The sequence below is a fragment of the Bradyrhizobium sp. SZCCT0231 genome, from assembly GCF_018130245.1.
GTDB classification, from domain to species: Bacteria; Pseudomonadota; Alphaproteobacteria; order Rhizobiales; family Xanthobacteraceae; genus Bradyrhizobium; species Bradyrhizobium japonicum_F.
The window spans coordinates 109,582-133,755 of the sequence record NZ_JAFCKP010000017.1; the positions used below are offsets into that span (position 1 = coordinate 109,582).

The 24,174-nt window shown below is 64.4% G+C and carries 17 protein-coding genes; 11 read left to right on the top strand and 6 right to left on the bottom strand.

What is annotated here, in order from left to right; translation table 11 throughout:
• Positions 1 to 281: 281 nt before the first annotated feature.
• The 4 genes from JQ566_RS28905 to JQ566_RS28920 form a co-directional block, all read right to left on the bottom strand.
• Positions 282 to 2,828 (bottom strand): DUF3597 family protein, encoded by a 2,547-nt coding sequence (locus JQ566_RS28905; RefSeq protein WP_212378723.1) that lies wholly within the window; start codon positions 2,826 to 2,828, stop codon positions 282 to 284.
• A 764-nt stretch (positions 2,829 to 3,592) separates the two neighbouring features.
• Positions 3,593 to 5,614 (bottom strand): YgiQ family radical SAM protein, encoded by a 2,022-nt coding sequence (locus JQ566_RS28910; protein WP_212378724.1) that lies wholly within the window; start codon positions 5,612 to 5,614, stop codon positions 3,593 to 3,595.
• Between the two features lie 81 nt (positions 5,615 to 5,695).
• Complete coding sequence (locus JQ566_RS28915) at positions 5,696 to 7,108, bottom strand: amidase (protein WP_212378726.1); 1,413 nt, start codon at positions 7,106 to 7,108, stop codon at positions 5,696 to 5,698.
• 2 nt (positions 7,109 to 7,110) lie between these two features.
• Positions 7,111 to 8,139: a LacI family DNA-binding transcriptional regulator gene (locus tag JQ566_RS28920; protein WP_212378728.1), complete on the bottom strand. Its 1,029-nt coding sequence runs from the start codon at positions 8,137 to 8,139 to the stop codon at positions 7,111 to 7,113.
• A 207-nt stretch (positions 8,140 to 8,346) separates the two neighbouring features.
• Between JQ566_RS28920 and JQ566_RS28925 the strand changes: the two genes are divergently transcribed.
• The 6 genes from JQ566_RS28925 to JQ566_RS28950 all read left to right on the top strand — a co-directional run bounded on the left by JQ566_RS28925 (position 8,347) and on the right by JQ566_RS28950 (position 14,297).
• Positions 8,347 to 9,288: an ABC transporter permease gene (locus JQ566_RS28925; protein ID WP_212378730.1), complete on the top strand. Its 942-nt coding sequence runs from the start codon at positions 8,347 to 8,349 to the stop codon at positions 9,286 to 9,288.
• A gap of 14 nt (positions 9,289 to 9,302) precedes the next feature.
• Entirely contained in the window at positions 9,303 to 10,196 is an 894-nt protein-coding gene (locus JQ566_RS28930; protein WP_212378732.1) for an ABC transporter permease, read from the top strand.
• The gene (locus JQ566_RS28935; RefSeq protein WP_212378734.1) at positions 10,193 to 11,182 is read left to right on the top strand and encodes an ABC transporter ATP-binding protein; all 990 of its coding nucleotides are present in this window, start codon (positions 10,193 to 10,195) and stop codon (positions 11,180 to 11,182) included. The genes JQ566_RS28930 and JQ566_RS28935 overlap by 4 nt, the downstream gene beginning before the upstream one ends.
• Positions 11,179 to 12,237 (top strand): ABC transporter ATP-binding protein, encoded by a 1,059-nt coding sequence (locus tag JQ566_RS28940; RefSeq protein WP_212378736.1) that lies wholly within the window; start codon positions 11,179 to 11,181, stop codon positions 12,235 to 12,237. The genes JQ566_RS28935 and JQ566_RS28940 overlap by 4 nt, the downstream gene beginning before the upstream one ends.
• Entirely contained in the window at positions 12,234 to 13,799 is a 1,566-nt protein-coding gene (locus tag JQ566_RS28945) for an ABC transporter substrate-binding protein (RefSeq protein WP_212378738.1), read from the top strand. The genes JQ566_RS28940 and JQ566_RS28945 overlap by 4 nt, the downstream gene beginning before the upstream one ends.
• Before the next feature lie 255 nt (positions 13,800 to 14,054).
• Positions 14,055 to 14,297 carry a hypothetical protein gene (locus tag JQ566_RS28950; protein WP_212378844.1) on the top strand — a complete coding sequence of 81 codons (243 nt, stop codon included), beginning with the start codon at positions 14,055 to 14,057 and terminating at the stop codon, positions 14,295 to 14,297.
• Between the two features lie 6 nt (positions 14,298 to 14,303).
• On the opposite strand, the gene JQ566_RS28955 is transcribed toward JQ566_RS28950, so the two are convergent.
• Both JQ566_RS28955 and JQ566_RS28960 read right to left on the bottom strand, forming a co-directional pair.
• On the bottom strand, positions 14,304 to 14,999 hold the full coding sequence (locus JQ566_RS28955) for a GntR family transcriptional regulator (protein ID WP_212378740.1): 696 nt from the start codon (positions 14,997 to 14,999) through the stop codon (positions 14,304 to 14,306).
• A 7-nt stretch (positions 15,000 to 15,006) separates the two neighbouring features.
• A complete protein-coding gene (locus JQ566_RS28960; protein WP_212378742.1) occupies positions 15,007 to 16,419 on the bottom strand; it encodes an FAD-binding oxidoreductase in 1,413 nt (470 codons plus the stop codon).
• A gap of 178 nt (positions 16,420 to 16,597) precedes the next feature.
• Between JQ566_RS28960 and JQ566_RS28965 the strand changes: the two genes are divergently transcribed.
• The 5 genes from JQ566_RS28965 (at position 16,598) to serA (ending at position 24,117) form a co-directional block, all read left to right on the top strand.
• Positions 16,598 to 17,482 (top strand): dihydrodipicolinate synthase family protein, encoded by an 885-nt coding sequence (locus tag JQ566_RS28965; protein WP_212378744.1) that lies wholly within the window; start codon positions 16,598 to 16,600, stop codon positions 17,480 to 17,482.
• Positions 17,483 to 17,690: 208 nt separating this feature from the next.
• Positions 17,691 to 20,030 (top strand): TonB-dependent siderophore receptor, encoded by a 2,340-nt coding sequence (locus JQ566_RS28970; protein ID WP_349643364.1) that lies wholly within the window; start codon positions 17,691 to 17,693, stop codon positions 20,028 to 20,030.
• Positions 20,031 to 20,032: 2 nt separating this feature from the next.
• Positions 20,033 to 21,232: a PepSY-associated TM helix domain-containing protein gene (locus JQ566_RS28975; protein WP_212378746.1), complete on the top strand. Its 1,200-nt coding sequence runs from the start codon at positions 20,033 to 20,035 to the stop codon at positions 21,230 to 21,232.
• 57 nt (positions 21,233 to 21,289) lie between these two features.
• Positions 21,290 to 22,522 (top strand): rhodanese-like domain-containing protein, encoded by a 1,233-nt coding sequence (locus JQ566_RS28980; RefSeq protein WP_212378748.1) that lies wholly within the window; start codon positions 21,290 to 21,292, stop codon positions 22,520 to 22,522.
• Between the two features lie 350 nt (positions 22,523 to 22,872).
• The gene (serA, locus tag JQ566_RS28985; RefSeq protein WP_212378750.1) at positions 22,873 to 24,117 is read left to right on the top strand and encodes a phosphoglycerate dehydrogenase; all 1,245 of its coding nucleotides are present in this window, start codon (positions 22,873 to 22,875) and stop codon (positions 24,115 to 24,117) included.
• Positions 24,118 to 24,174 lie beyond the last annotated feature (57 nt).

Consider the following 24,174-nt stretch of genomic DNA (forward strand, 5'->3'; position numbering starts at 1 on the left):
GGGTCAGCTTCAGGAAGCAGACTCGCGGCGCTCTGAGCTAAGGTCAGCAACGGGCCAACAACGGGCGTCCGGCAACGACATCAATGTCTCGGCGCTTGCTGCGACCCGCGCCAGCCTCGGTAAACCGGCTCCGATGTAAGATTGACGATGAGCGCGTTCATGGTCTACCTCGCCGCAGCACCGCGAATCTACGGCCCCGTCTCCGACCGGATCGGCCGCAAGCTACACAAACGGATTGCTGAACGTTTGACGCCTCGCGCTCGCGCTATCACGCTCTCCTATCAAACTGACGTCCTGGTCAGTCGAAATTCCAGTGCGTAACGGGAGAATAAATCACCGTCGTGTCGCGCCTCGTACTGATGTTCCTGCACCCAAGTTGCAACCAACTCACCAGGGTTCCCAAGTTTCGGCAGAGGTACTTGGGCGACCCTAATCAGCACGTCGTTGTCGTCGAATTCACCGCCAAATTCACGCTTGGTGAGGCCCGGTAGCGGCCTCTTCGAATCCGTCATGTCCCATGCCGACTCGGCATCCAGGCAAAAGATGTCCAGAGCGATAAGGTCGGCGGGCGCCCAGACAGCCCAGAATCCCGCCGTGACGAGCGTAATAACTGCGAGATAAAATACGGCTACAATTGCAGCGCTAAGTGCTTGCGTTGCAAGCGCCTGAATTCCAGACTTCGCAAACACTTCGGCAAGTCCTGCAACTGCACTAGGCCCCCCGAAAGCACCGGCGAGGTCCGCAATTTTCTTAAAGGCTTCGAAGAAGGCGTTCCAAAACCCTTGAAGCTGATCGCGTGCGGCCGCCTCGCTGTCAATTTCAAAGCCCACGATTGCGAATGCCACGACACCATTGAGCTCAAATGGACCAGGGCCAAAGACATCGCAAACGTATGTGGCCGGTTTGCCGTCGTCCATATCTTCCCACGGTGCGCGCGGAAACGGCTTTCGACTGATGTCCTTCACGTGGAAAGGAATGGAACCCTCCACGTCTAGCGGTACCTTATTGGCGACCAGATGACCGACGAAAGCATCCCACCAAATCTCGTCGTCGCCACCCCCAGGAGTTTCCTTGATGCAACGGCCACGATCACTTCGGAACAGGAAGTGGATGTTCTCATTCGGCAGGATCCTGAGCAGCAATCTATTCGATTCACGAACGATCGGGATGCCCGAGGTACCGGGGTCAATCACGCTGATCCAAACGTCGTATAGGCCTGCTGCGAGAGGTGCACCTGGTCGAGCGGGATCTTCAGAGGGAATTGGTACATCGACCCAGTCTCTCACTCGAAGATCGGTGATCACCCTGCCTTGCTCGTCATTCACAGCTGTTTCGCGATCGCCCCAAATGACGCATTCCTGGGGTGGTAGGGGTGGGTGGTCTTTGAGTTGAAGATGCACTTTGACGGTAGGGGTTATGAAATTGAAACCCCTTAGCCGTATTGAGCCCCCGGCACGCTGTGTGGGTATCCGAAGGCAGTCGTTGCCAAACGTATAGTTTGGTCCTCCCTCGCAATTGCCGCCAAAAAGCCCGCCCGGAGGGGCCGGCGGAGGATGCATTCTCTCGCAATGCGCGACGATTCCGCCTGAGGCGTCGGGATCGAACCTACACGCTTGAGCGAACTGATAATCGAGCGGCGTCACCGCTCCCGTCTCTGGGGGAACCGCTCTAACGCTTTCGAGATTGCCGAACTCATTGGTGCTTGAGGCATCCGTTCGAATGGCCGTGAGCCAAGGCCACGGAGCTAGAGGCGTCGTACTCTCGCCCGGAACACCTCCTGGAGGCCTCCAGGGGCGCACCTGACCAGGTCCTATAACACCGCCTGAACCGCTGAACAGTTGCTGGCCTGCAAACGCAACGCCCTCACGCATGAACTCGGCGACGAATTCAGCCTTCTCGAGCGGGCGATCCCTTACTTTCTTGGCAAGCCCGTCATCGAAAAAGCACTCGGCTGTGCCGTCCTTTCGCAATTCGCCGTATCCGGCAAACGCAAACGCCATACTCTTGCGCTGCTCAGGCTCTAGACTAGCGAAGACTGCGTATATTCCGGCTTCGAATTCGTTCCTGCTCGGTTTCCCTGTGTTGTGGCGATCCCAAACCGCCGCTATGGCCGGTAGTATGCCTTCTTTGATCTTAGTCGCGCGGCAGAGAGCCTGTACCCTACTTGCAGCCGACTTCTTGGGCAATTTTGCGGGAAGCTTACCGCCATTGTCCACGATGGCAATGACCAAACGTGTGTGCAGCCACATGTTCATCGTGCCTGAACCGCTGAGCTCACCTGTAAAGCCGAGCCCTGTCGCGAGTTTCTTGCGCTCGTCAATGTGGCTCTTTAAGCCAAAGAGCTTCATCAGATCGACGATGGAATCACGCCAGTCTAGCCTCTCAGAATTCCTGGCAACGAGGTCGTCAAGAGTTGCAACCACTTCAACCGCATGGTTCTGCACGATCGCCATGATGATCCGATTATGAAGAAAAATATTCATCATCGCGCTGCCGCTGACGTCACCAGCAAAGCCTAGCGTGCCGGCCAGATTCTGGCGCTGGTGTAGGCTGCTATCCATGCCAAGAAGCTTCAGCAAATCGATGATCGAATCGCGCCAGTTTGGCTTCTCGGTACTGTTTGCGGCGGCGAGGCCGTCAAGAATAGCTGAGAGGCGTGATACGGCTGCGTTCTGGTCGCGGAATATCGTTTCCAGGGACGTCGCTAACGACTGCATGATTGGATGCTCCTGAATGTTTCGATATTTGATGCTCCTGAATGTTTCGATCGAGCATACTAGCATCACCCAGTAGTGCAATTTAAGATTGCTGACCGTAACCTGCGCCAAAATGTCTCTTGATTTCGCATTGGCGAGCCGCGCCGCGTTCAACACCGGTAAGGAGCTATTGCACCTTCAACCGTTACATCGATCTCTACTCGAGTCCGTCGCGACGTCCCTGGTCATTCACACTCGAGGAATGGCTTGCAGTAACGAAGGCGGCGGGACTCCGGTTAGGGTGATATCGCGCAATGCAGGGCTCGGAGGTCAGCCACGGGTCACAAGCCGCCTATCCCGCTCAAGACGGCGCACTTCCGCCTTGCGTTGGAAACCCGACATCTATGAGCACCGCGAACCATGATAGGAAGCACTTGGAGCGCGGTGCGGGCAAGGCAGAGTCTGCGGCGGTTATTTCGCAGACGTTGCTGGGCTGCCAGGTGAGCAGGCGATCAGGCGATCAGGGACACCAGCTTTTGCAACGCGTCGAACAGCGGAACGGCTTGCGCGCGCGTCTTGGTGTGAAGCTTGAGGATGTTGATACGGAGCAGCGGAAGGGCTCGCCCTATCCTGGTTCTCCGATGCTGCCATCCTGCTCCTGTTTTGCCCGACGGTGCAACAGTTTCGTAAAATCAGCAGAGTGCGCAGCGGTCCTTCGAAAAGATCGTGCCCAATCAACGAGCTGAGGCGCGGTGACGATCCATCCCCATCTCATCGCGCTCTAAGCCGTTGATTTTGCTGCCCCCGGCTACTGTGCATGGGGTTGTTTTCGAGCTTTTTGTCTTGGAGGTGAGAAAGCGCCACGGCCGAGCCGGACCTGATCCGCCTCCCGCCCGCTACTTCATCACCCGCAGGCCCTTGGTCGTGAACCGCTGCGTCTTGCCGCCGGGGCGAACGGGGCGCTTGGTGCCGGCGGCCTTGCCGGTGCCGGGCGGCTGGTGCGCGGGCACGAGCTGGTGCGGCTGCGATCCGATCAGGTCGCGGCGGCCCATCTCGATCAAGGCCTCACGCAGCACCGGCCAATTGTCGGGGTCGTGATAGCGCAGGAAGGCCTTGTGCAGGCGGCGCTGGCGCAGGCCCTTGATCGCCTCGACCTTGTCGCTGCCGCCGTGGCGCACGCCGCGCAAGGGGTTGACGCCGGTGTGGTACATCGCGGTCGCGGTCGCCATCGGCGAGGGCAGGAAGGTCTGCACCTGATCGGCGCGATAGCGGTTCTTCTTCAGCCACAGCGCGAGGTTCATCATGTCCTCGTCGGTCGTGCCCGGATGCGCCGCGATGAAATAGGGGATCAGATAATATTTCTTGCCGGCGCGCTCGGCCGCTTCATCGAACATCCGCTTGAACTTGTTGTAGGCGCCGATGCCCGGCTTCATCATCTTGTCGAGCGGGCCGCGCTCGGTATGCTCAGGCGCGATCTTCAAGTAGCCGCCGACGTGATGGGTGACGAGCTCCTTGATGTATTCGGGGCTCTCGACCGCAAGGTCGTAGCGTACGCCGGAGGCGACCATCACCTTCTTGATGCCTTTGGTCTCGCGCACCTTGCGATAGAGCCGGATCAAATCGTCATGCGAGGTGTTGAGGTTCGGGCAGATCTCGGGGAAGACGCAGGACGGCCGCCGGCACGCCGCCTCGACCTTCGGGTCCTTGCACGCCATCCGGTACATGTTGGCGGTGGGGCCGCCGATGTCGGAGATCACGCCGGTGAAGCCCGGCGTCCTGTCGCGGATCTTTTCGATCTCGCGCAGGATCGAGCCTTCCGAACGGTTCTGGATGATGCGCCCCTCGTGCTCGGTGATCGAGCAGAAGGTGCAGCCGCCAAAGCAGCCGCGCATGATCGTCACCGAAAATTTTATCATGTCCCAGGCGGGGATCCGTGCGTCGCCATAGGACGGGTGCGGGGCGCGCGCGTAAGGCAGATCGTAGACCGCGTCCATCTCCTCGGTGGTGAGCGGGATCGGCGGCGGGTTGAGCCAGAGGTCGCGATCGCCGTGACGCTGCACCAGCGGCCGCGCATTGCCGGGATTGCTCTCCCGGTGCAGCACGCGTGAGGCGCGCGCATAGGCCTCGCGGTCTTGCTCGACCTGCTCCAGCGCCGGCAGGCGGATCACGGTGGCCCCGCGCTGACGCGATGCGCCCTCGTCGGCGGAATCGAGATCGTCGGCGTGCAGCTCCGCGTAATCAGCAGGGACCTTGCGGAACAGCGCGACGCCCCTGATGTCGTCGAGCTCGCGCGGTGCCTCGCCTGCGGCAAGGCGCTGCGCCACCTCCACGACGGCGCGCTCGGCATTGCCGTAAAGCAGCAGGTCCGCCTTGGCATCGGCCAGCACCGAGCGGCGCACCTTGTCCGACCAGTAATCGTAATGCGCGATCCGGCGCAGCGAGGCCTCGATGCCGCCGAGCACGATCGGGGTGTCCTTGAATGCCTCGCGGCAGCGCTGGGCGTAGACGATAGTGCAGCGGTCCGGCCGCTTGCCGCCTTCGCCGCCGGCCGTATAGGCGTCGTCGTGGCGCAGGCGGCGATCGGCGGTGTAGCGGTTCACCATGGAATCCATGTTGCCGCCGGTGACGCCGAAGAACACGCGTGGCTTGCCCAGCGCCTTGAATGGCTCGGCCGAGTGCCAGTCCGGCTGCGCGATGATGCCGACCCGGAAACCCTGCGCCTCCAGCAGCCGGCCGATGATCGCCATACCGAAGCTCGGATGGTCGACATAGGCATCCCCCGTCACCAGCACGATGTCGCAGGCGTCCCAGCCGAGTGCATTCATCTCGACGCGGCTCATCGGCAGGAACGGCGCCGGCTTGCGCGGCTGCGCCCGGGCCATCAGCGGCTTTTCGGCGGTGATCATCTGGGTGTCCATGGGGATTACGGATAAGACCCCGGGGCCCCGAATACAACCGACGGCCGCGTGAAAGATCCGGGTTCCGGGCTCCGGGGTTCCTCAGGGCCGCGAGGAGAGCGCCTGCTCGATCCTTGCAGCGAAAGAGATCAGGCGCCCCTCGCTGTGGGGCGGGCCGACGAGCTGCAAGGAGACGGGCATGCCGGCCTGGTCGCGGCCGGCGGGCACCGCGAGCGCGGGGCAGCCGAGGATCGACCAGACATAGGTGATCATGATCCAGTCGATGTAGCTCTCGGATGCGGTGCCCTCGATCTCGGCCGGCCACATGATCTCGACGGGGAACGGCGCGACCTGCGTGGTCGGACAGATCAGGATGTCGAAGTCCGTGAAGAAGTCCTGCATGCGCCGGTAGATTGCCGCCCGCTGCTCCATCGCGGCCGCGATGTCTCTCGCAGACAGGCTTTCGCCATGTGCCATGTCGCTCGCAACCTCGGGCGTGAAGCGGTCGCGCGACTGCGGCCAAAGTCTGCCCCAGCTGGCAAGATAAGCCAGACCGCGCAGAGCGCGGATCACGCGCGGCAGCCCGGTGATATCGGGTGCGGTCTCGCTCATTTGGCAGCCGGCGCGCTGCAGCCGATCGATCGCGCCGCGGAAGCCGGAACGAATCTCCGGATCGACCGGCAACAGGTCGAGGTCCTCGGACACCGCGATTCGTCCCGCCCATCCCGGCTGCGCGGCGGCATTTCGAAATGACGCGGGTTGCTCGCGTGACAGCAGATCAGGCGGATGAAAGCCAGCCATCGCATCCAGCATCAGGGCAAGATCGGGAATCGTCCGCGCCATCGGCCCTTCGACGAAGACGGTGTCGAAGGGATCCGAAAGCGGCTTTCTCGGTACCAGGCCCGGTGTGGGCCTCAGTCCGGCAACGCCGCAGAACGCGGCCGGCGTGCGCAGGCTGCCGCCGACATCGTTGCCATGGCCCAGATGGACCTGATGCGCGGCCAGCGCTGCCGCCGAGCCGCCGGAGGAGCCTCCCGACGTCAGGGCGGGAAAGAACGGATTGCGCGTCGCGCCGAACAGCGCGTTGGTGGTGTTGGCGCCGCCGAGCTCCGACAGATTGCTCTTGCCGACAACGATCGCACCGTTGCGCTGCAGGCGGTCGACGGCCGGATTCGAAACGTCCGGCGCAGGGCGGGCCGCCAGCGCGCTGCCGCCGCTGGTCGGCACGCCCGCGACGTCGGTATTGTCCTTGACCGCGAGCGGAAGGCCGCAGAGAAGCGGCCAGTCTTCACCCCCAGCCCTTCTCTCCATCAGCCGCCGCGCTTCACTGCGTGCGGCCTCGAAGCAGCGAACCGGAATCGCGTTGATCGCCGCATCCGTCGCCTCGATCCTGTCGATTGCGGCATCGACGACATCGAGCGGTGACAGATGGCCTCCGCGAATCTCGGCGATGGCAGCGACGGCGGACAGCGCAAGAGGGCCAGTGCGAGGCGCAAGGCCGGATGCAGCACTCATGTCTATGTCCGGACCGCGGCGGTGGACCCGCGCACCACGAGCGCCGGCTGAAGCTGGATCGACCTCGCTGCGTCCTCGGCGCGTCCCTCCGAAATGCGCGACAGCAAGGTCGAGATCGTGGTCTCGGCGATCGCCTCGGACGGCTGCGTTACGACGGTCATGCCCGGCCGCACCAGCCCGGCCCATGGAAGCTCGTCCACCGCGATGACGGAGAGGTCGTCGGGAATCGAGAGCCCGCGCTCGGCAATGGCACGAAGCAATCCGAGCGAGAGATGATTGTTGGTGGCGAAGATCGCGGTTGGCCGCTGCGCATGGCCGAGCAGCCGCATTGCTGCGGCATGACCGGCGGCCTCCGAAAAATTGTCCTTCTCGATCAGCCGTTCGTCGAGCGTGACGCCGCGCGAGGCCAAGCCGCTTCTCAGTCCGTCGAGCCGGTGACGCGCGATCTGATGCTCGGGCGAACCCATGATCACGGCGATGCGGCGATGGCCGAGATCGTCGAGATGTTCGGCCGCGAGCCGTCCCAGCGCGACATTGTCGGTCGTGACCGAATCGAGGTCGAGCCCCTCGATGCGTCGGTCCACCAAGATGCCCGGCATCGGCAGGTTCGCAAGCGCGGCCTGGCGTCCGCTCCAGCCGCGCCGGGTCGGGATGACGATGGCGCCGTCGGCGCGCTGCGACAGCAGCATTGCAAGATGCCGCTCCTCGCGCTCGGGGTCTTCGGCACTGTTGCAGAGAATGACGGAATAGCCCGCGGCGCTCGACAGCCGCTCGATGCTCTCGACCAGCTTCAGGAAATAGGGATTGGCGAGATCCGCCACCAGCAGCCCGAGGATGCGCGTGGCGCCGCTGCGCAGGCTGCGGGCGCTGGCATGCGGCGCATAGCCGAGCTTTTGTGCCGCCGCATTGACGCGCTCCTGGAGCAGTTCGCTGACCTTGCCCGACCGGTTGAGCGTCTTCGACACGGTGGCGACGGAAACGCCGGCCAGCCGCGCGACCTCGTGGATGGTGGGCAGCGGCCCTCCCGACATCAGCTCCTCCTGTTAAACGATTTCTGTATCGTTGCGATCGGCCCTATGCAAGCAAAAATGCCTATTATTGATTTCTGAACTGTTGCGGATGGCGGGCCTTCGTGCTTCATTAGAAAAACGTTTAACAATCTCGGGGGAGGCAACGGTGCGGAGCGTGGATTGCGTTCGGCAACCGCCGGACCGCATTCGCGGGCCGGAAGGCGCGGCATGACCGGCTATGTGCTAGGCCGGCTGTTCGCGGCGGTACCCGTGCTCCTCGCGGTCGCGGTATTCGTCTTCCTGCTGCTGAGCCTCGTGCCGGGCGATCCCGCCGTGCTGATCGCCGGCGACTTCGCCTCACCGCAGCAGGTCGAGGCGGTGCGCCAGGCGCTGGGACTCAATCTGCCGCTGCTGCAGCGTTTTCTCGCATGGGCAGGACGTATGCTGAGCGGCGATTTCGGTCTGTCGCTGTTCAGCCGCATTCCGGTCTCGCAGCTTGTCGCGCAGCGCATCGAGCCCACGCTGCTTCTCTCTCTCATGACGATCACGATTGCGGTCGTCGTCGCGGTGCCGCTTGGCCTCGTCGCGGCCTATCGTCCCAGGGGACTCGTAGCGCGCATGACGATGGCGGGGGCGGTGCTCGGCTTTTCACTGCCGGTCTTCGTCGTCGCTTTCGCGCTCGTCTATACGCTCGCGCTCGGGCTGCACTGGTTTCCGGTGCAGGGCTACAAGCCGCTGTCGCAGGGCGTATTGGCCTGCCTGCATTCGCTGGTGCTGCCCGCGATCTCGCTCTCCTACCTCTATATCGCCCTGATCGCGCGGGTGACGCGCGCCGCGGTGCTGGAGGTGCTGCGCGAAGATTATGTCCGCACCGCCCATGCCAAGGGGCTCTCGCCTCGCAAGATCATCGCGCGGCACGTGCTCAGCAATGCCGCGGTCCCGATCATCACGGTCGTCGGCATCGGATTCGCCGCGCTGCTTGGCGGCGTCGTCGTCACCGAGACCGTGTTTTCGATCCCCGGCCTCGGCCGGCTGACGGCCGACTCCATTCTCCGGCGCGACTACCCGGTGGTGCAAGCCCTGATCCTGCTGTTCGCCTTCGTCTATGTCGTCGTCAATCTCGTGGTCGACATTCTCTACGCCGTCGTCGATCCGAGGATCCGGTACTGATGCGGGACGAGCCGATGACGATCACCTCCACAGCAGAAGGGCTCGATACGCCGGACATCCGGGTCAACCGGTTCGCGCGGATCGCGAGCCTGCCGGTTCGTCATCCGATGCTGGCTCTAAGTTGCGCGCTGCTCCTCGCCTTTGGCGCGCTGGCCGTGGTCAGCCCGTGGGTCGCCGCGGATCCCGCCGCGCTAGACCCGCTGAGCCGGCTTCAATCGCCCTCGCTCGCGCAGCTGTTCGGCACCGATCAGGTCGGTCGGTCCGTGCTCGCCCGCGCGCTGTGGGGAACGCGCGTCTCGCTGTTGGTCGGTATTGCCGTCGCGAGTCTCACCACCCTGATCGGCGTGAGCATCGGTGTCATCGCCGGCTACTTCCGCAGCGTCGACAAGGTCGTGATGCGCGCGATGGATGCGGTCATGGCGATCCCAGCGATCCTGCTCGCGATCGCACTCGTGGCCCTGATCGGCGCTTCGCCGCTCGTGATCGTCACGGCGATCAGCCTGCCCGAAATTCCCCGTATGGCGCGTGTGGTGCGCGCCAGCGTCCTCACGTTGCGTGAACGCGTTTATGTCGAGGCCGCCATCACCTGCGGCGGACGCGCCGCGACCATCCTGCGCCGTCACATCCTGCCCGGCGCCGCCGGGCCGATCATGGTGCAGTCGACCTACGTCTTTGCATCCGCGATGATCCTGGAATCGATCCTGTCGTTTCTCGGCGCGGGCACGCCGCCCGATGTGCCGAGCTGGGGCAACATGATGTCGGAGGGCCGGCAGTTCCTCCAGATCGCGCCCTGGATCCTCGGCTTTCCCGCTCTGATGTTGGCGATCACGGTGCTCGCCGCCAACCTGCTCGGTGATGCCCTTCGCGATCTGCTCGATCCGAGCCTTGGGGGAGGCGAGGTGCGATGAGTGCGCCGCTGCTCTCCGTCGAGAACCTCTCTATTGCTCTCAAGGCGCGAGGTGCTTCGGTGCCGCTCGTTCGCGACGTCTCATTCGCGATCGATCCGGGTGAAACACTGTGCCTCGTCGGCGAGAGCGGTTGCGGCAAGAGCCTGACCGCGCTCTCCATCATTGGCCTGCTCAACCGCAACGTCATGCAGGTCGCTTCCGGCCGCATCCTGTTCGAAGGGCGCGACCTCGTCACGCTCGGCGCGGAGGAGATGCGCAAGCTTCGAGGCGATCGTCTCGCCATGGTATTCCAGGAGCCGATGACGTCGCTCAATCCGCTGCTGCGGGTTGGCCAGCAGATCGCCGAGGTGATCGTCGAGCATCGTGGCGTGTCCGAGTCGGACGCGCGGCGGCAGGTGATCGGGCTGCTCGATCTCGTCCGCATTCCGGATGCGCAACGGCGGGCCTCCGAATTTCCGCACCAGCTCTCCGGTGGGATGCGGCAGCGGGTGATGATTGCGATGGCGCTCGCTCTGCGCCCCGCATTGCTGATCGCCGACGAGCCGACCACCGCACTCGACGTCACCATCCAGGCCCAGGTCCTGACCTTGATCGACGATCTGCGCCGCGAGTTCGGCACGTCGGTGCTGCTGATCACGCACGATCTCGGGGTGGTCGCGGAAATGGCCGACCGTGTCGTCGTGCTCTATGCCGGCAGCATCGTCGAGCAGGCCGGTGTCGACGACATTTTCGATGCCGCGGCCCATCCCTATACGCGCGGCCTGCTTGGTGCGATCGGCCAACTCAATAGCGGCACCCGCGATCGTCTCGCCGAGATTCCAGGCAGCGTGCCGAACCCGGCTTCGCTCGGCACCGGCTGCGCCTTTCGCCAACGCTGCCGCGAGGCAATGCCGGTGTGTCAGTCCGAGCTGCCGTCGTTAGCGGGCGCAGGCGAGCACCTGGCGGCATGCTGGCTGGGCAGGGTCGGCGCGGAGCGGCCCGCATGAGTGCTGTCCTCGAAGTCTCCGGCCTGACCCGGATCTTCACCTCACGGAAGGGGCCGTTCGGCCTGTTCGGCCGGCGCGAGCTTCGCGCGGTCGACGACGTCAGCTTCGCCGTCGCGCGCGGACGCACCTTCTGCCTCGTTGGCGAGAGCGGCTGCGGCAAGACCACGATCGGTCGCATGGTCGTGCGCCTGTTGCAGCCGACGGCCGGCTCCGTCCGCATCAATGGCGAGGATTTTGGCGATCTGTCCGGCGAGACGCTGCGCAAGAAACGCCGGCAGGTGCAGATGGTGTTCCAGGATCCCTACGCCTGCCTCAACTCGCGCATGACGGCGGCGGAGATCGTCGAAGAACCCTTGCAGAATTTTGGCATCGGCGATGCCATGTCGCGACGGCGCAAGGTCGCGCGGCTGTTCGACCAGGTCGGTCTGCCCCAGCACTTTCGCTCACGTTTGCCGCATCATCTGTCGGGAGGGCAGCGGCAGCGCCTAGGCATCGCGCGGGCGCTCGCTGCAGATCCTGCGCTGATCGTCGCGGACGAGGCGGTCGCCGCGCTCGACGTGTCGATCCGTTCTCAAATCCTGAACCTCTTGAAGGAGGTGCAGCGAGAGATCGGAATCTCCTATCTCTTCATCTCGCATGATCTCGCTGTGGTGCGTTATCTCGCGGACGACGTAGCGGTGATGTATCTCGGCGCCATCGTCGAGCAGGGGCCGGCGGAGGCCGTGTTCGCTGCACCGGCGCATCCCTATACGCGCGCGTTGATCGATTCGGTCCCCGCAATCCACCCGCGCAACCGGCGCCGCCGCCCGGCCCTCGAAGGCGAGGTGCCGAGCGCCGCTTCGCTGCCGTCCGGATGCCGCTTCCGCACGCGTTGTCCGTTCGCGACGGACATTTGCGCGAAGGAAGCGCCAACGATGACCGAGATCGCGCCCGGGCATGCCGCGGCCTGTCACCACGTACGATCGCTGCCACGCTGCGACGCTTCGCGTCCGGGCTTGGCCGTGGCCGCCGACGCAGTCAACCAGAAACGGTCAACGGGAGGAGTAGCAAAATGAACTGGCCGAACAGAACATTTGCCGTGATGCTCGCAGCAGGTTTGCTGGGTGTAATGTCGCCTGCCGCTGCAGAGGCGGTGCTCAAGATCCGCCCCTTCGGCGACCTCAAGCAGATCGATCCCGTGATCACGTCCGACTATATGGTTCGTAACCACGGCTATATGGTCTACGACACGCTGTTCTCGCTGGATGAGAAGCTCGTCGCGCAGCCGCAGATGCTCGAGTCCTTTGCGGTCGGCAGCGATCAACTCACCTATGCCTTCACGCTGCGCGGCGGCCTGACCTTCAGCAACGGCCAGCCGGTCACCGCGGAGGATGCGGTCGTATCGCTGAAGCGCTGGTGGCAGCGCGATGGCCTTGGCCAACAGCTTGCCTCCGTCAGCGACAGCCTGACGGTCAAGGACGAAAAATCCTTCGAACTGAAGCTCAAGCGCCCGTGGGGGCTGGTGATCGAGGCGCTCTCCAAGCCGAGCTCCAACGTGCCCTTCATCATGCCGAAGGCGATCGCGGCGACGCCGGTGGATACCGCCATCACGGATGCGACCGGCTCCGGTCCCTTCATCATGAAGAAGGACGAATGGGTGCCGGGCTCCAAGGTCGTCTATGTCAAGAACCCGTCCTACAAACCGCGCTCGGAGCCGGCGAACGGGCTCGCCGGCGGCAAGCTCGCCAAGGTCGACCGCGTCGAATGGCATTACATTCCGGACGCGCAGACCGCGCTGAATGCGCTCCAGGCCGGCGAGATCGACATTTTCGAGGAGGTGCCGCCGGACTTCCTGCCGACACTTGCCGGCAACTCCGACATCAAGACCATGCCGCAGGACACGCTCGGCATGCAAATGGTGTTCCGCATGAACACGACGGTCCCGCCGTTCAACAATCCAAAGGTCCGGCAGGCGATCAGCTACATGATCGACCAGGAGAAATTCGCGCGAGCCTATGTCAGCGATCCCAAGCTCTACAAGAACTGCCCGAGCTTCTACATGTGCTCGTCGCCCTATTTCACCGCCGCCGGCTGGACCAAGCCTGATATCGAAAAAGCCAAGAAGCTGATCGCCGAGAGTGGTTATGACGGCACGCCGGTTGTGGTGCTGCACGCGACCGAAAGCGGGCCGACAAATACGTTCAGCCTCGTCGCCGAGCAGCTGATGCGGCAGATCGGCCTCAAGGTCGAGTCGCAGGCGATGGACTGGGGCACGTTGGTCGGACGCCGCGCGTCCAAGGAAACCGTCGACAAGGGCGGCTGGTCGCTGTTCATGTCGGGACCGACAGGTGCCGACATGTTCGAGCCGGTCGGCCACCTTGGGCTGCGCGCAAATTGTGACAAGGCCTGGTTTGGCTGGCCTTGCGACGAGCAGATCGAGAAGTTGCGCAACGAATTCGCGTTTGCGACGGATCCCGAGCAGAAAAGGAAGATCGCGGCCGACCTCCAGCTTCGCGCTGTCGACTATGTGCCGTATTGGCCGGCTGCACAGCTTTACCTGGTGCGGGCCGTGCGCGGCAATGTCGATGGCATCGTGAAAGGCGCGGTCCCAGTCTACTGGAATATCACCAAGAAATAGTGCGATTTCGCCAGGCGTCGCAATCTGCGCTCGCCTGGCAGCCCGCCTTCAGCCGCCGCGAACGGCTGCCGGATTCGGCGACCGTCGCCGATTCGGCGGTCTCCATCACCCGCCCCCGGGTTGTGTAGAGGTCGCAGGCATCGCCTCGACGCAGTGAGCCGAGAGTTCCATCCGTGCGACGGACTGAATGTCGGCTGCCAGGAACCAACTGCTCGCGGGGACATTCTGATTGAGGGTTCGACACGAGCCCGGCTTGTGCGCGCCTTCGCGATCGTGGCGCTCGTGCTTGCAACGAAATTCGCCGGGACGCCAGCCTCGGCCGAGGGGGGAGCCGTGGGTACGGTCATAGAGAACTTGCTGATGCGGAAGCAGAAGCTCGTTGAGGAACTCGAGCAGGCGCAAGCCGTCGAGGACCGCGACAGGATCGAGCATGAACTCGAACAGATCAACACCGCGCTGGATTTCCTGGACAGGCCGGGACCGGGGGACGGGACGTAACGGCGCTCAGTCGAACTTCAGCGCCTCTACCTTCAGCGCCTCTACTTTCAGCGCTTTGGCATAGACCACGCCTGATTTGGTGATGTGCGTCGTCATCAGGTCTTCGAAGGCGGCGAACTCGCCGCGTGCGAACAAATCGAGCAGCTTGCGATGCTCGTCGAAGGACGTGCGGGTGCGCACGTCGATCGGCGAGGTCAAATTGGTGCGGAGCGCGGCGACGCGGCCGGACACGAGCTGGTAGGATTCGGCGAGATAGCGGTTGCCGCAATGGATGAATAGCGCCTCGTGGAAGGCGGCATCGGCGCGGCCGTAGGCGATGTTGTCCTTCGCCGCGACCGCGGGCTCCATCGCCGCGATCGCTGCGCTCATTGTCGCAATCGCACTGTTGCGATCGTGGCGGAAGGCGAGCTCGGCTGCCTTGGGCTCCAGCGCGATGCGGAAGGTGCAGAGCGCATTGATGTCCTCCGCGCTCGGCGTGAACACGAAGCTGCCGACCTGCGGCCGGATCACGACGAGGCCTTGCGCCTGCAACTGTCCCATCGCCTCGCGCACCGGCGTGCGGCTGACGCCGAAGGAGCTGGCCACCATCTCCTCGGAGATGGCAGCCCCCAGTGCGAACTCGCCGTCGATGATGGCCTGGCGCAGCCGCTGCATCACCCGCTGCGCCAGCGATTTCGGCGGATCGAGCTTGAGCGATCGCATGGCGCTCTCAGATCACTTTGCCGGGATTGAGCAGGTGATCGGGATCGAGCGCAGCCTTGAGCGTCCGCATCAGCGCGATCTCGGCCTCGCTCCTGGCGTGGCCCAGCCACTGCTTCTTCAGCGTGCCGATGCCGTGCTCGGCGGAGACGCTGCCGCCCATCTCGCGAACCAGACCGTAGATGATCGCGTCCATCTCCTCCTTCGGCTGCTGCGCGACGGAAAGGCCGGTGACCCAGGAGACGAGATGCAGGTTGCCATCGCCGATATGGCCGTAATAGACGCTCTCGCAGCCTTTGATGCCGTCGGCGAGCGCGGCCTTGCAGCGCGTGACGAACTCGTCCATGCGCTTAACCGCAAGGCCGATGTCGTAGGAGATGTGCGGCCCCAGCACCTGGCCGAACTCGGCGCAGATGTCGCGCACCCGCCAGAAGGCTTGCGTCTGCGCCAGCGACTGCGCCACCGCAGCATCCGCCAGCAGCCCGCGCTCCATCAGCTCTTCGAGCCAGCTCTGGAAGCGCGGCGCATCGATGCTCTCGTCGGTGCCCTGCGCTTCCACCAGCACGTAAAGGCCGTGACCTGCTGCGACCGGCGGCTTCACCCCGGCGCGATTCGTGATGACGTCCCAATAGTCCGGCCACATCACCTCGAACGCCGACAGTAGCGGGCCAAGCCCCGAACGCGCGGCATCGAGCAGCGCGACCACCGCGGCATAATCCTTCAGCGCACAGAGCGCGGCCATGGTCGAGCGCGGTTTCGGGAACAGCTTGAGCACCACGCGGGTGATGATGCCGAGCGTGCCTTCCGAGCCGATGAACAGATGCTTCAGATCATAGCCGGCATTGTTCTTCATCAGCTTGTTGAGGCTGGTGATGATGGTGCCGTCGGGCAGCACCACTTCCAGGCCGAGGACGAGCTCGCGCGTCATGCCGTAGCGGATCACGCGGTTGCCGCCGGCATTGGTCGAGAGATTGCCGCCGATCGCACAGGAGCCGCGCGAGCCGAGGTCGAGCGGAAAGAAGAAGCCGGCCTCGTCCGCAGTCTTCTGGATCGTCTCCAGCGGCGTGCCTGCCTTCACCGTCATCGTCGCGGAGGCGCGATCGATCTCCTCGATGCCGGTCATGCGCTCCAGCGAGATCGCGACCCAGCCCACTTCGGGCGAAGCGCCGCGGCACAGCCCGGTCAAGCCGCCCTGCGGCACGAACGGCAGATGCGCCTGCCGGCAGGTCGCAATCGCATCGGCGACGCCTTGCGCATCGAGCGGGCGGATCACCGCCAGCGGTGTTTGCGGCAGGCTCGCGCTCCAGTCGTTGCAATTGCGGGCGGGCACATCAGTGCCAACAAGCACCGCGGCCGCGCCGAGCCTGTCGCGCAGGGCGCCGAACACTTGGTCCGGGCCTTCAATGGGGGTCACCATGTTCATGCGAGACCTCCTCTGGATTCGGCTGCGCCTCATGCGCGCCGTGACGGTGGAAAGGGTTTGCGTCCCTCTTGTATGTAAGGTACAAGACCAAAAGTAAAGCAAAAACAAGGTCTCGGTAAGCGCGAAAGATCGTTAGAGATCAGCGGCTTAGTTCGGGACGGCAGCAAAGGGCGGTGTGATGACGGAGGCAATTCGCGGGTTCTGGGTGGCGTCGCCGACGCCGCTGGCGGCCGATGGCGGCGTGGATCACGCCCGGCTCGCGGGCCATGCCGAGCACCTCTTCAGCAAAGGTGTCGACGGCGTCGTGCTGTTCGGCACCACCGGCGAGGGCACCTCGTTCAATGCTGCCGAGCGCGTCGCGACCATCGAGGCTCTGCTCAAGAACGGCGTCGCGCCGGACCGCATCGGAATCGGCGGCGGCTTTCCCGCCATCACCGACAGCATCGCGCTGACGCGCGCCGTGCTCGGCCTCGGCCTGCGCCACGTGCTGTTGCTGCCGCCTTATTTCGACCGCAGCGTCACGCCTGAAGGCATCGAGGATGCCTTTGCCGCGATCATCGATGGTGTCGCCGACGATCGGCTGCGCGCCTCGCTCTATCACATCCCGCAGGTCTCGGGCGTCGCGATCCCGACGACGGTCGCCGCAAGCCTGCGCAAGCGCTACGGCAAGATTGTCGCCGGCCTGAAGGACTCCAGCGGCGACTTCAAGCAATTCCAGGCGTTTCGCAATGCCGCGCCCGAGCTCGCCATCACCGTCGGCAACGAAACCGACATCGCCCGTGCGATCGCCGCGGGCGGCGCCGGCACCATTTGCGGCATGGCCAATGTCGTGCCCGAGCTGGTCAAGGGCATGCTCGACGGCAAGGACGTCGAAGCGCGCATGCAGGCGGCGGTCGACGTCGTGGTGAAGACGCCGTCTCTGGTCGCGACGCTGAAGGCGATCCTCGCGGTGCAGACCGGCGATACAGGCTGGTTGCGCGTGCGCCCGCCGCTCCGCGCGTTGTCCGACGGCACCGCGTTCAAGCAGAAGCTCGACGCGTTGATGGCTCCCGCTCTCGCGTGAGATGACGCAACATAGCGACATGCTGCTGCGAATTCTCGCGCAGCGTGCCGCGATTGCTGCGAGATCAATCGGAGATTGACGTTCGGAGCTGCCCTACGCTTAGAACGATTCAACACTAGAGCGATTCAAGCGCGGCTACGGTTCTCTTCGATTGCAGCGACTGTTACAGGCGCACACTTCAACGTTCTTGACTTGAAGTGGAATAAAAGTGCGTGCCTTCGTGGATGGCCAACGCGTCAGCGGCCATCATCTTCGTGCCGGCAAGAGCCGTGCCGGTCTTCTCATCGGAGCAGTCGTGCTGCTCGCCGAATGTCCCTCCAACATGACGACCGCGCAGGCGCAATCGGCATTGCCGCCGGTGACGGTGGAAGCGCCCGCACAGCGACCGAAGCCGGCGCGGGCATCGGACAAGTCCTCACGCCGCACGCAAGTCGCCGCACGCCAGCGCAGTCGCACTGCCACGTCCGCGCCTGCGGTGCCGACGCTCTCGGAGCGCGCCGCTGCGGAAGCCGCCGCACAGCAAGCCGCAAAGCTCGGCTACCGCGCGATGCCGAGCGCGACCACGTTGCGCAGCGGCGCCTCGCCGCTCGATACCTCGCAGGCCGTCAACATCGTGCCGGAGCAGGTGTTGAAGGATCAGCTCCCGCGCAACATCGACGATGCGCTCATCAACATCTCCGGCATCACCCAGACCAATACGCTCGCCGGCACCCAGGACGCCGTCATTCGCCGCGGCTTCGGCGACAACCGCGACGGCTCGATCATGCGCAACGGCATGCCGCTGGTGCAGGGCCGCAGCCTCAATGCCGCGGTCGAAAGCGTCGAGGTGCTGAAGGGGCCGGCCTCGCTGCTCTACGGCATCATGGATCCCGGCGGCATCGTCAACACCATCAGCAAGCGTCCGGAGCTCTATCAGCACGGTTCGGTCACGCTGCTGGGCTCGACCTACGCCAACAACCGGAACGGCGCTGATGGCACGCTCGACATCACCGGTCCGATCGGCGACGGCGGTCTCGCCTATCGCTTCATCGGCTACGGTGTCAGCGAGGACTATTGGCGCAATTTCGGCCGCCACCGCGAGATGCTGGTCGCGCCGTCGCTCGCCTGGTACGGTCAGGACACCACGGTTCAGCTCAACTACGAGCACCGCGAGTTCATCTCTCCGTTCGATCGCGGCACGGCCTTCGTCAACGGCGCTCCGCTGGCAATCCCGAAGACGCGCCGGCTCGACGAGCCCTTCAACAACATGTGGGGCACCTCCGACCTGATACAGGGCTCGGTCGAGCAGAAGCTCGACGACAATTGGAAGGTCACGGCAGCCTACAGCTACAACACCGAGACCTACAGCGCCAATCAGCTTCGCATCACTAGCGTCAACGCCAAAACCGGCGTCGAGACCCGCAGCAACGACGGCACCCATAACTCGCTGAGCAACGCCAGCTACGGCACCTCTTATCTGCAGGGTGATGTCTGGGTCGGCGGATTCCGCAACGAGATCCTGTTCGGTGGCGAGGCGCTGTATCGCACAATCGATCGTCACGACCTGATCCGCCAGGCGACCCCGAGTTTCAATTTTTACAACCCGGTCTACGGGCTGGTCACACCGGGCACGACCGTTTCTGCAACCGACAGCGAGCAGACCGACAAGCTCGGCACCCGCAGCTTCTTCGCCCAAGACACATTCCACGTGACTAACTGGCTGTCCGTGGTCGGCGGCGTGCGTTGGATGGAATATGAGCAGCTCGCTGGAAAGGGCCGGCCGAACTTCATCACGAACACAAATCTGGCGGGCGACAAGGTGCTGCCGCTCGGCGGCATCATCTTCAGGCTGAACGATCAGCTCTCGTACTACGTGAGCTACACGCAGTCGCTGAAGCCGACCTCGACCATCGCGCTCTTCACCGGTGCTCCCATCGGCTTCGTCGTCGACTCCACCATTGTGCCCGAAGAGGGCACCCAATGGGAGACTGGCGTCAAATTCGACGTCAACAAGCGGCTGTCCGGCACTTTGGCGATCTACGACATCGAGAAGAAGAACGTGCTGGTCTCCGACCCTTTTGCTAGCGGCACGGTCTTGGTACGAACGTCCGCGAAGGCGCGGTCGCGCGGCGTGGAATTGGACGTGACCGGCAGGCTGACCGATCAATGGAGCATGATCGGAAGTTACGGCTACACCGACGCCCGCCTGGAGGACGATCCCATCAACGGCAACGCCAAGTTGCTGAACTCCGCGATGAACACGGCTTCGCTCTATCTCGTCTACGATTTCGGCGATGCGCTCCCCGGACGCCTGCGACTCGGCGGCGGCGCGCACTACGTCGGTGACCGGCCGGGCGATTCCGCCAACAAGTTCTTCTTGCCGGCCTATACCGTCGCGGACATCTTTGCGACCTACGACACGAAAATCGACAATCTGCCGGTGACTTATCAGTTCAACGTCAAGAATTTGTTCGACAAGCTCTACTATACGTCCAGCACCGGGAACGCTTTGAACGTCGCGATCGGCGATGCACGGCGCTTCTCGCTGTCGGCAACGGTGAAGTTCTAGCGATGGCAGCGCGGCTGGGGCACACCATCAAGGCCGCTCTGCTCCAGGTCCATTCCATCGCGGGCCTGGTGCTCGCGCTGCTGCTCGCCTTGATCGCGCTGACCGGCGCGATCATGAGTTTCGAGGACGAGATCGTCGATCATCTCAACGCCGGCATCATGCAAGTCACGCCGCGTCAAGCGCCGGCGCTGATGCCTGATGACCTGATCGCCCGGCTGAAGGCGGCGCAGGACGTCGGCAAGGTTTCGGCCGTCACCCTGTCGAGCGATCCCGCGGCGGCGGTCCATGTCCGCTTCGCGCGCGACGAGCGCGGCGCGCGGCCGACCTCGCTCTATGTCGATCCCTACGACGCGCGCGTGCTGGGCTCGCCGCGCGGCGAGGCGTTCTTCGCGACCGTGCGCAGGCTGCACCGCTGGCTGCTGCTCCCCGGCGATGCCAAGGGCTGGGGACGCCCGATCACCGGCACCGTCGCGCTCAGTCTGATCGTCATGCTGGTTTCGGGCCTCGTGCTGCGCTGGCCGCGCCGCGCCGGCAGCGTGAAGCTGTGGCTGAAGCCGAATCTTGGGCTCAGCGGCCGCGGACTGCACCGGTCGCTGCACACCGTGATCGGCACCTGGGTACTTCCGGTCTATCTGGCGATGACGCTCACCGGGCTGTGGTTCTCCTTCGAGTGGTACAGGGATGGAGTGGCCTGGCTGCTGTCGCGTCCGCAAGTCACTGCCGCGAAGATGCCCGCAAAGTCGCCGCGGGGGGCCGGCCGGGCCGAGCCGGCGCAGCCGATCGGATTCGACCAGGCATGGACGGCGTTCCAGCGCGAGGAGGGCGGACGTTTCTCCAGGGCCCTGCTGACGCTGCCGGCCGGCCCGGGCACGGTGATGCGGATCCGGTCGTGGGGGATGAACAGCACGCTCGAGACCACGCGCGACGAATTCCGCATCGACGCGGTCACCGGGCAGCTGGTCTCCGCTGAGCGCTATGCCGACAAGACATTCGGCGACAAGATCATTGCGGCCATATACGACATCCATCGCGGCGCGATCCTGGGTTGGCCGGGCAAGCTTGTCTTCATGATTGCCGCCGCCTTGATGCCACTGTTCTCGGTCACGGGAATCCTGCTCTATCTGTCGCGCCGCAAGTTGCGGCGCCCGGCGCAGCCGCCGCTCGGGCGGCTCGTTCCGGACCGGGTGAGCCGGGAAGGCTAGCCAACGCGCTCTCAATCGTTCAAAAGCCCATGGCCTGTCCTTCCCAGGGTCCATGCCATGAAGCTCCCGACCGTCACCCCCGCCGATATCCGCCGCGCACTGCTCCTGCGCGAAGAAGTCGCGCTGCTCGATCTCAGATACGAGGCGGCCTTCGCGACCGGCCATCCGCTGTTCGCCGCCAACATGGCGGTGGACCGGATCGCGGTCGAGGCCGAGGTCAGGCTGCCGCGCAAGGATGTGGCGATCGTGCTCTATGATGACGGGGAGGGGCTGGTCGCGACCGGAGCCGAGCGCCTGGCTGCGCTCGGCTACACCAATATCAGCGCGCTCGACGGCGGGCTGACGGCTTGGCGCGCGTCCGGCTTTGAGATCTTCGAGGACGTCAATTCCTACTCGAAAGCGTTTGGCGAGCTGGTCGAGTCGCGCCGCCACACGCCCTCGCTCAGCGCCGACGAGGTGGCAAAGCTCATCGCCGACAAGGCCAACATCGCCATCCTCGACGTCCGCCGTTTCGACGAATATGCGACCATGAACATCCCGGGCTCGGTCAGCGTGCCCGGCGCGGAGCTGGTGTTGCGGGCAGGCCAGGCCGCGCCCGATCCCGACACCACCATCATCGTCAATTGCGCCGGCCGCACCCGCTCGATCATCGGCACCCAGTCCTTGATCAATGCCGGCGTGCCCAACAGGGTCCGCGCGCTGCGCAACGGCACCATCGGCTGGACGCTGGCGCGCCATGCGCTCGATCGCGGCGCCGACAGGCGCGGCGTGATCGGCCCGTTCGAGGGCGGCCCGGCCAATGCCCGCGATGTCGCCTATCGCGCCGGTGTTCGCCATATCGGAGCGAACGAGATGTCGGCGCTGGCCGCGCAGACCCATCGTACGCTGTATCGCTTCGACGTGCGCGATGCCGAGGAATATGCGGCCGGGCATCTCCCCGGTTTCCGCCATTATCCCGGCGGGCAGCTCGTCCAGGAAACCGACATGGCTGCCCCCGTGCGCGGTGCGCGCATCCTCCTGACCGACGACAGATGCGTCCGCGCCGACATGACGGCGTCCTGGCTGGCGCAGATGGGCTGGGAGGTCTATGTGCTCGAAGGCGGCTATGACGGTGCGCGCGAGGTCGGCCCGCCGCAAATCTTGCCGAAGCCGGATCCGGCACACCGCTACCGCCGGCCCTACGAAGGCACCGATGTGGCCGAAGCTGCGATGCAGGCCTATCTCGACTGGGAATACGGCCTCGTCGAGCAGCTCCGCCGCGACGGCACGCACGGGTTTTATGTGATTTGAGACTGGGCTAAACGCGCGCTGGACCGAGCACTACTCCATCACCGTCACCCCCGCGCAACGGCGAAGCCGTTGTCGCTGGAGGTGGCCGCTTCTTAGTCTAGCGGCCCTCGAAGGGCGACGGCCCGGCTGCATCGGGGCCGTTCATCCTTCGAGGCTCCCGGCGCGATGCCAAGGATCGCGCCACTCGCACCTCCAGCGACAGCGGCTTCGCCGCTGCGCAGGGATGACGGAACTAGCAGGGGTGCCAAGCATATCTACCCCGCCATCTTCTCCCCGTATCCGACCCCTATTGTGCTGCACATCCTCCACGGTCTATGAGCTGCGGCAAAGCTGTGACTTACGGAGATTCCATGTCAGCCCCAGGCCAAAGCCCTGAGCGAAGCGCCAAGGCGCTGCTGCTCGAAGGCGTCAATGACAGTGCCGTGGACCTGTTCAGGAGCGCGGGTTTCACCAATGTCGAGCGGTTGACCAAGGCGCTGGACGGCGAGGATCTGCGGCGCGCGCTCAAGGGCGTGTCGCTGCTCGGCATCCGTTCGCGCACCCAGATCACCGATGAGGTGCTCGGGGCCGCCGACCAGCTTCTCGCGGTCGGCTGCTTCAGCGTCGGCACCAACCAGGTCGATCTTTCGGCGGCGCGCAAGCGCGGTATTCCCGTCTTCAACGCGCCGTTCTCCAACACGCGCAGCGTCGCCGAGCTCGTGATCGGCGAGATCGTGATGCTGCTGCGGCGCATCTTCCCGCGCTCGGTGTCGGCCCATGCGGGCGGCTGGGACAAGTCGGCGACCGGCAGCCGCGAGGTGCGCGGCCGCACGCTCGGCATCGTCGGCTACGGCAATATCGGCTCGCAGCTTTCGACCCTGGCCGAAGCCATGGGCATGCGCGTGATCTATTTCGACCGCACCGACAAGCTCCGCCACGGCAACACCGAGCCGGTCGAGAAGCTCGAGGAACTGCTGGCGCAGAGCGACGTCGTCAGCCTGCACGTGCCGGAGACACCGGAGACCGCGGGCATGATCGGCGAGAAAGAGCTGCGGGCGATGAAGCCGGGCTCGTTCCTGATCAACAACAGCCGCGGCACCGTGGTCGATCTCGACGCGCTCGCGCGCGCCTTGCGCGACGGTCATCTCGCCGGCGCGGCCATCGACGTCTTTCCGGTCGAGCCTTCGTCGAATGCGGAACGCTTCAAGAGCCCGGTGCAGGGCCTGGAGAACGTCATCCTCACGCCGCATGTCGGCGGCTCGACCGAGGAGGCGCAGGAGCGGATCGGCGGCGAGGTCGCGCGCAAGCTGGTCGACTATTTCATCACCGGCTCGACCATGGGCGCGGTGAATTTCCCCGAAGTGCAATTGCATCTTCGCCCCTCCGGCGCGCGCTTCAGCCATATCCATCGCAACGTGCCGGGCATGCTGCGGCGGCTCAACGAGGTCTTCCTCCAGCGCGATATCAACATCGCCGCGCAATATCTGGAGACCGCCGGCGACCTCGGTTATGTCGTCCTCGACGCCGATCTCGGTGGTCAGGACTCCGGCGAACTGCTCCAGCAGATCCGCGCCCTCGACGGCACCGTCGGCGCGCGGCTGGTGTTCGAGCACTAGAGGCTTGTTGACGGCAGTCGGGAGGTCGCATTCAATGCGGCCTCCTGACAGATCGAA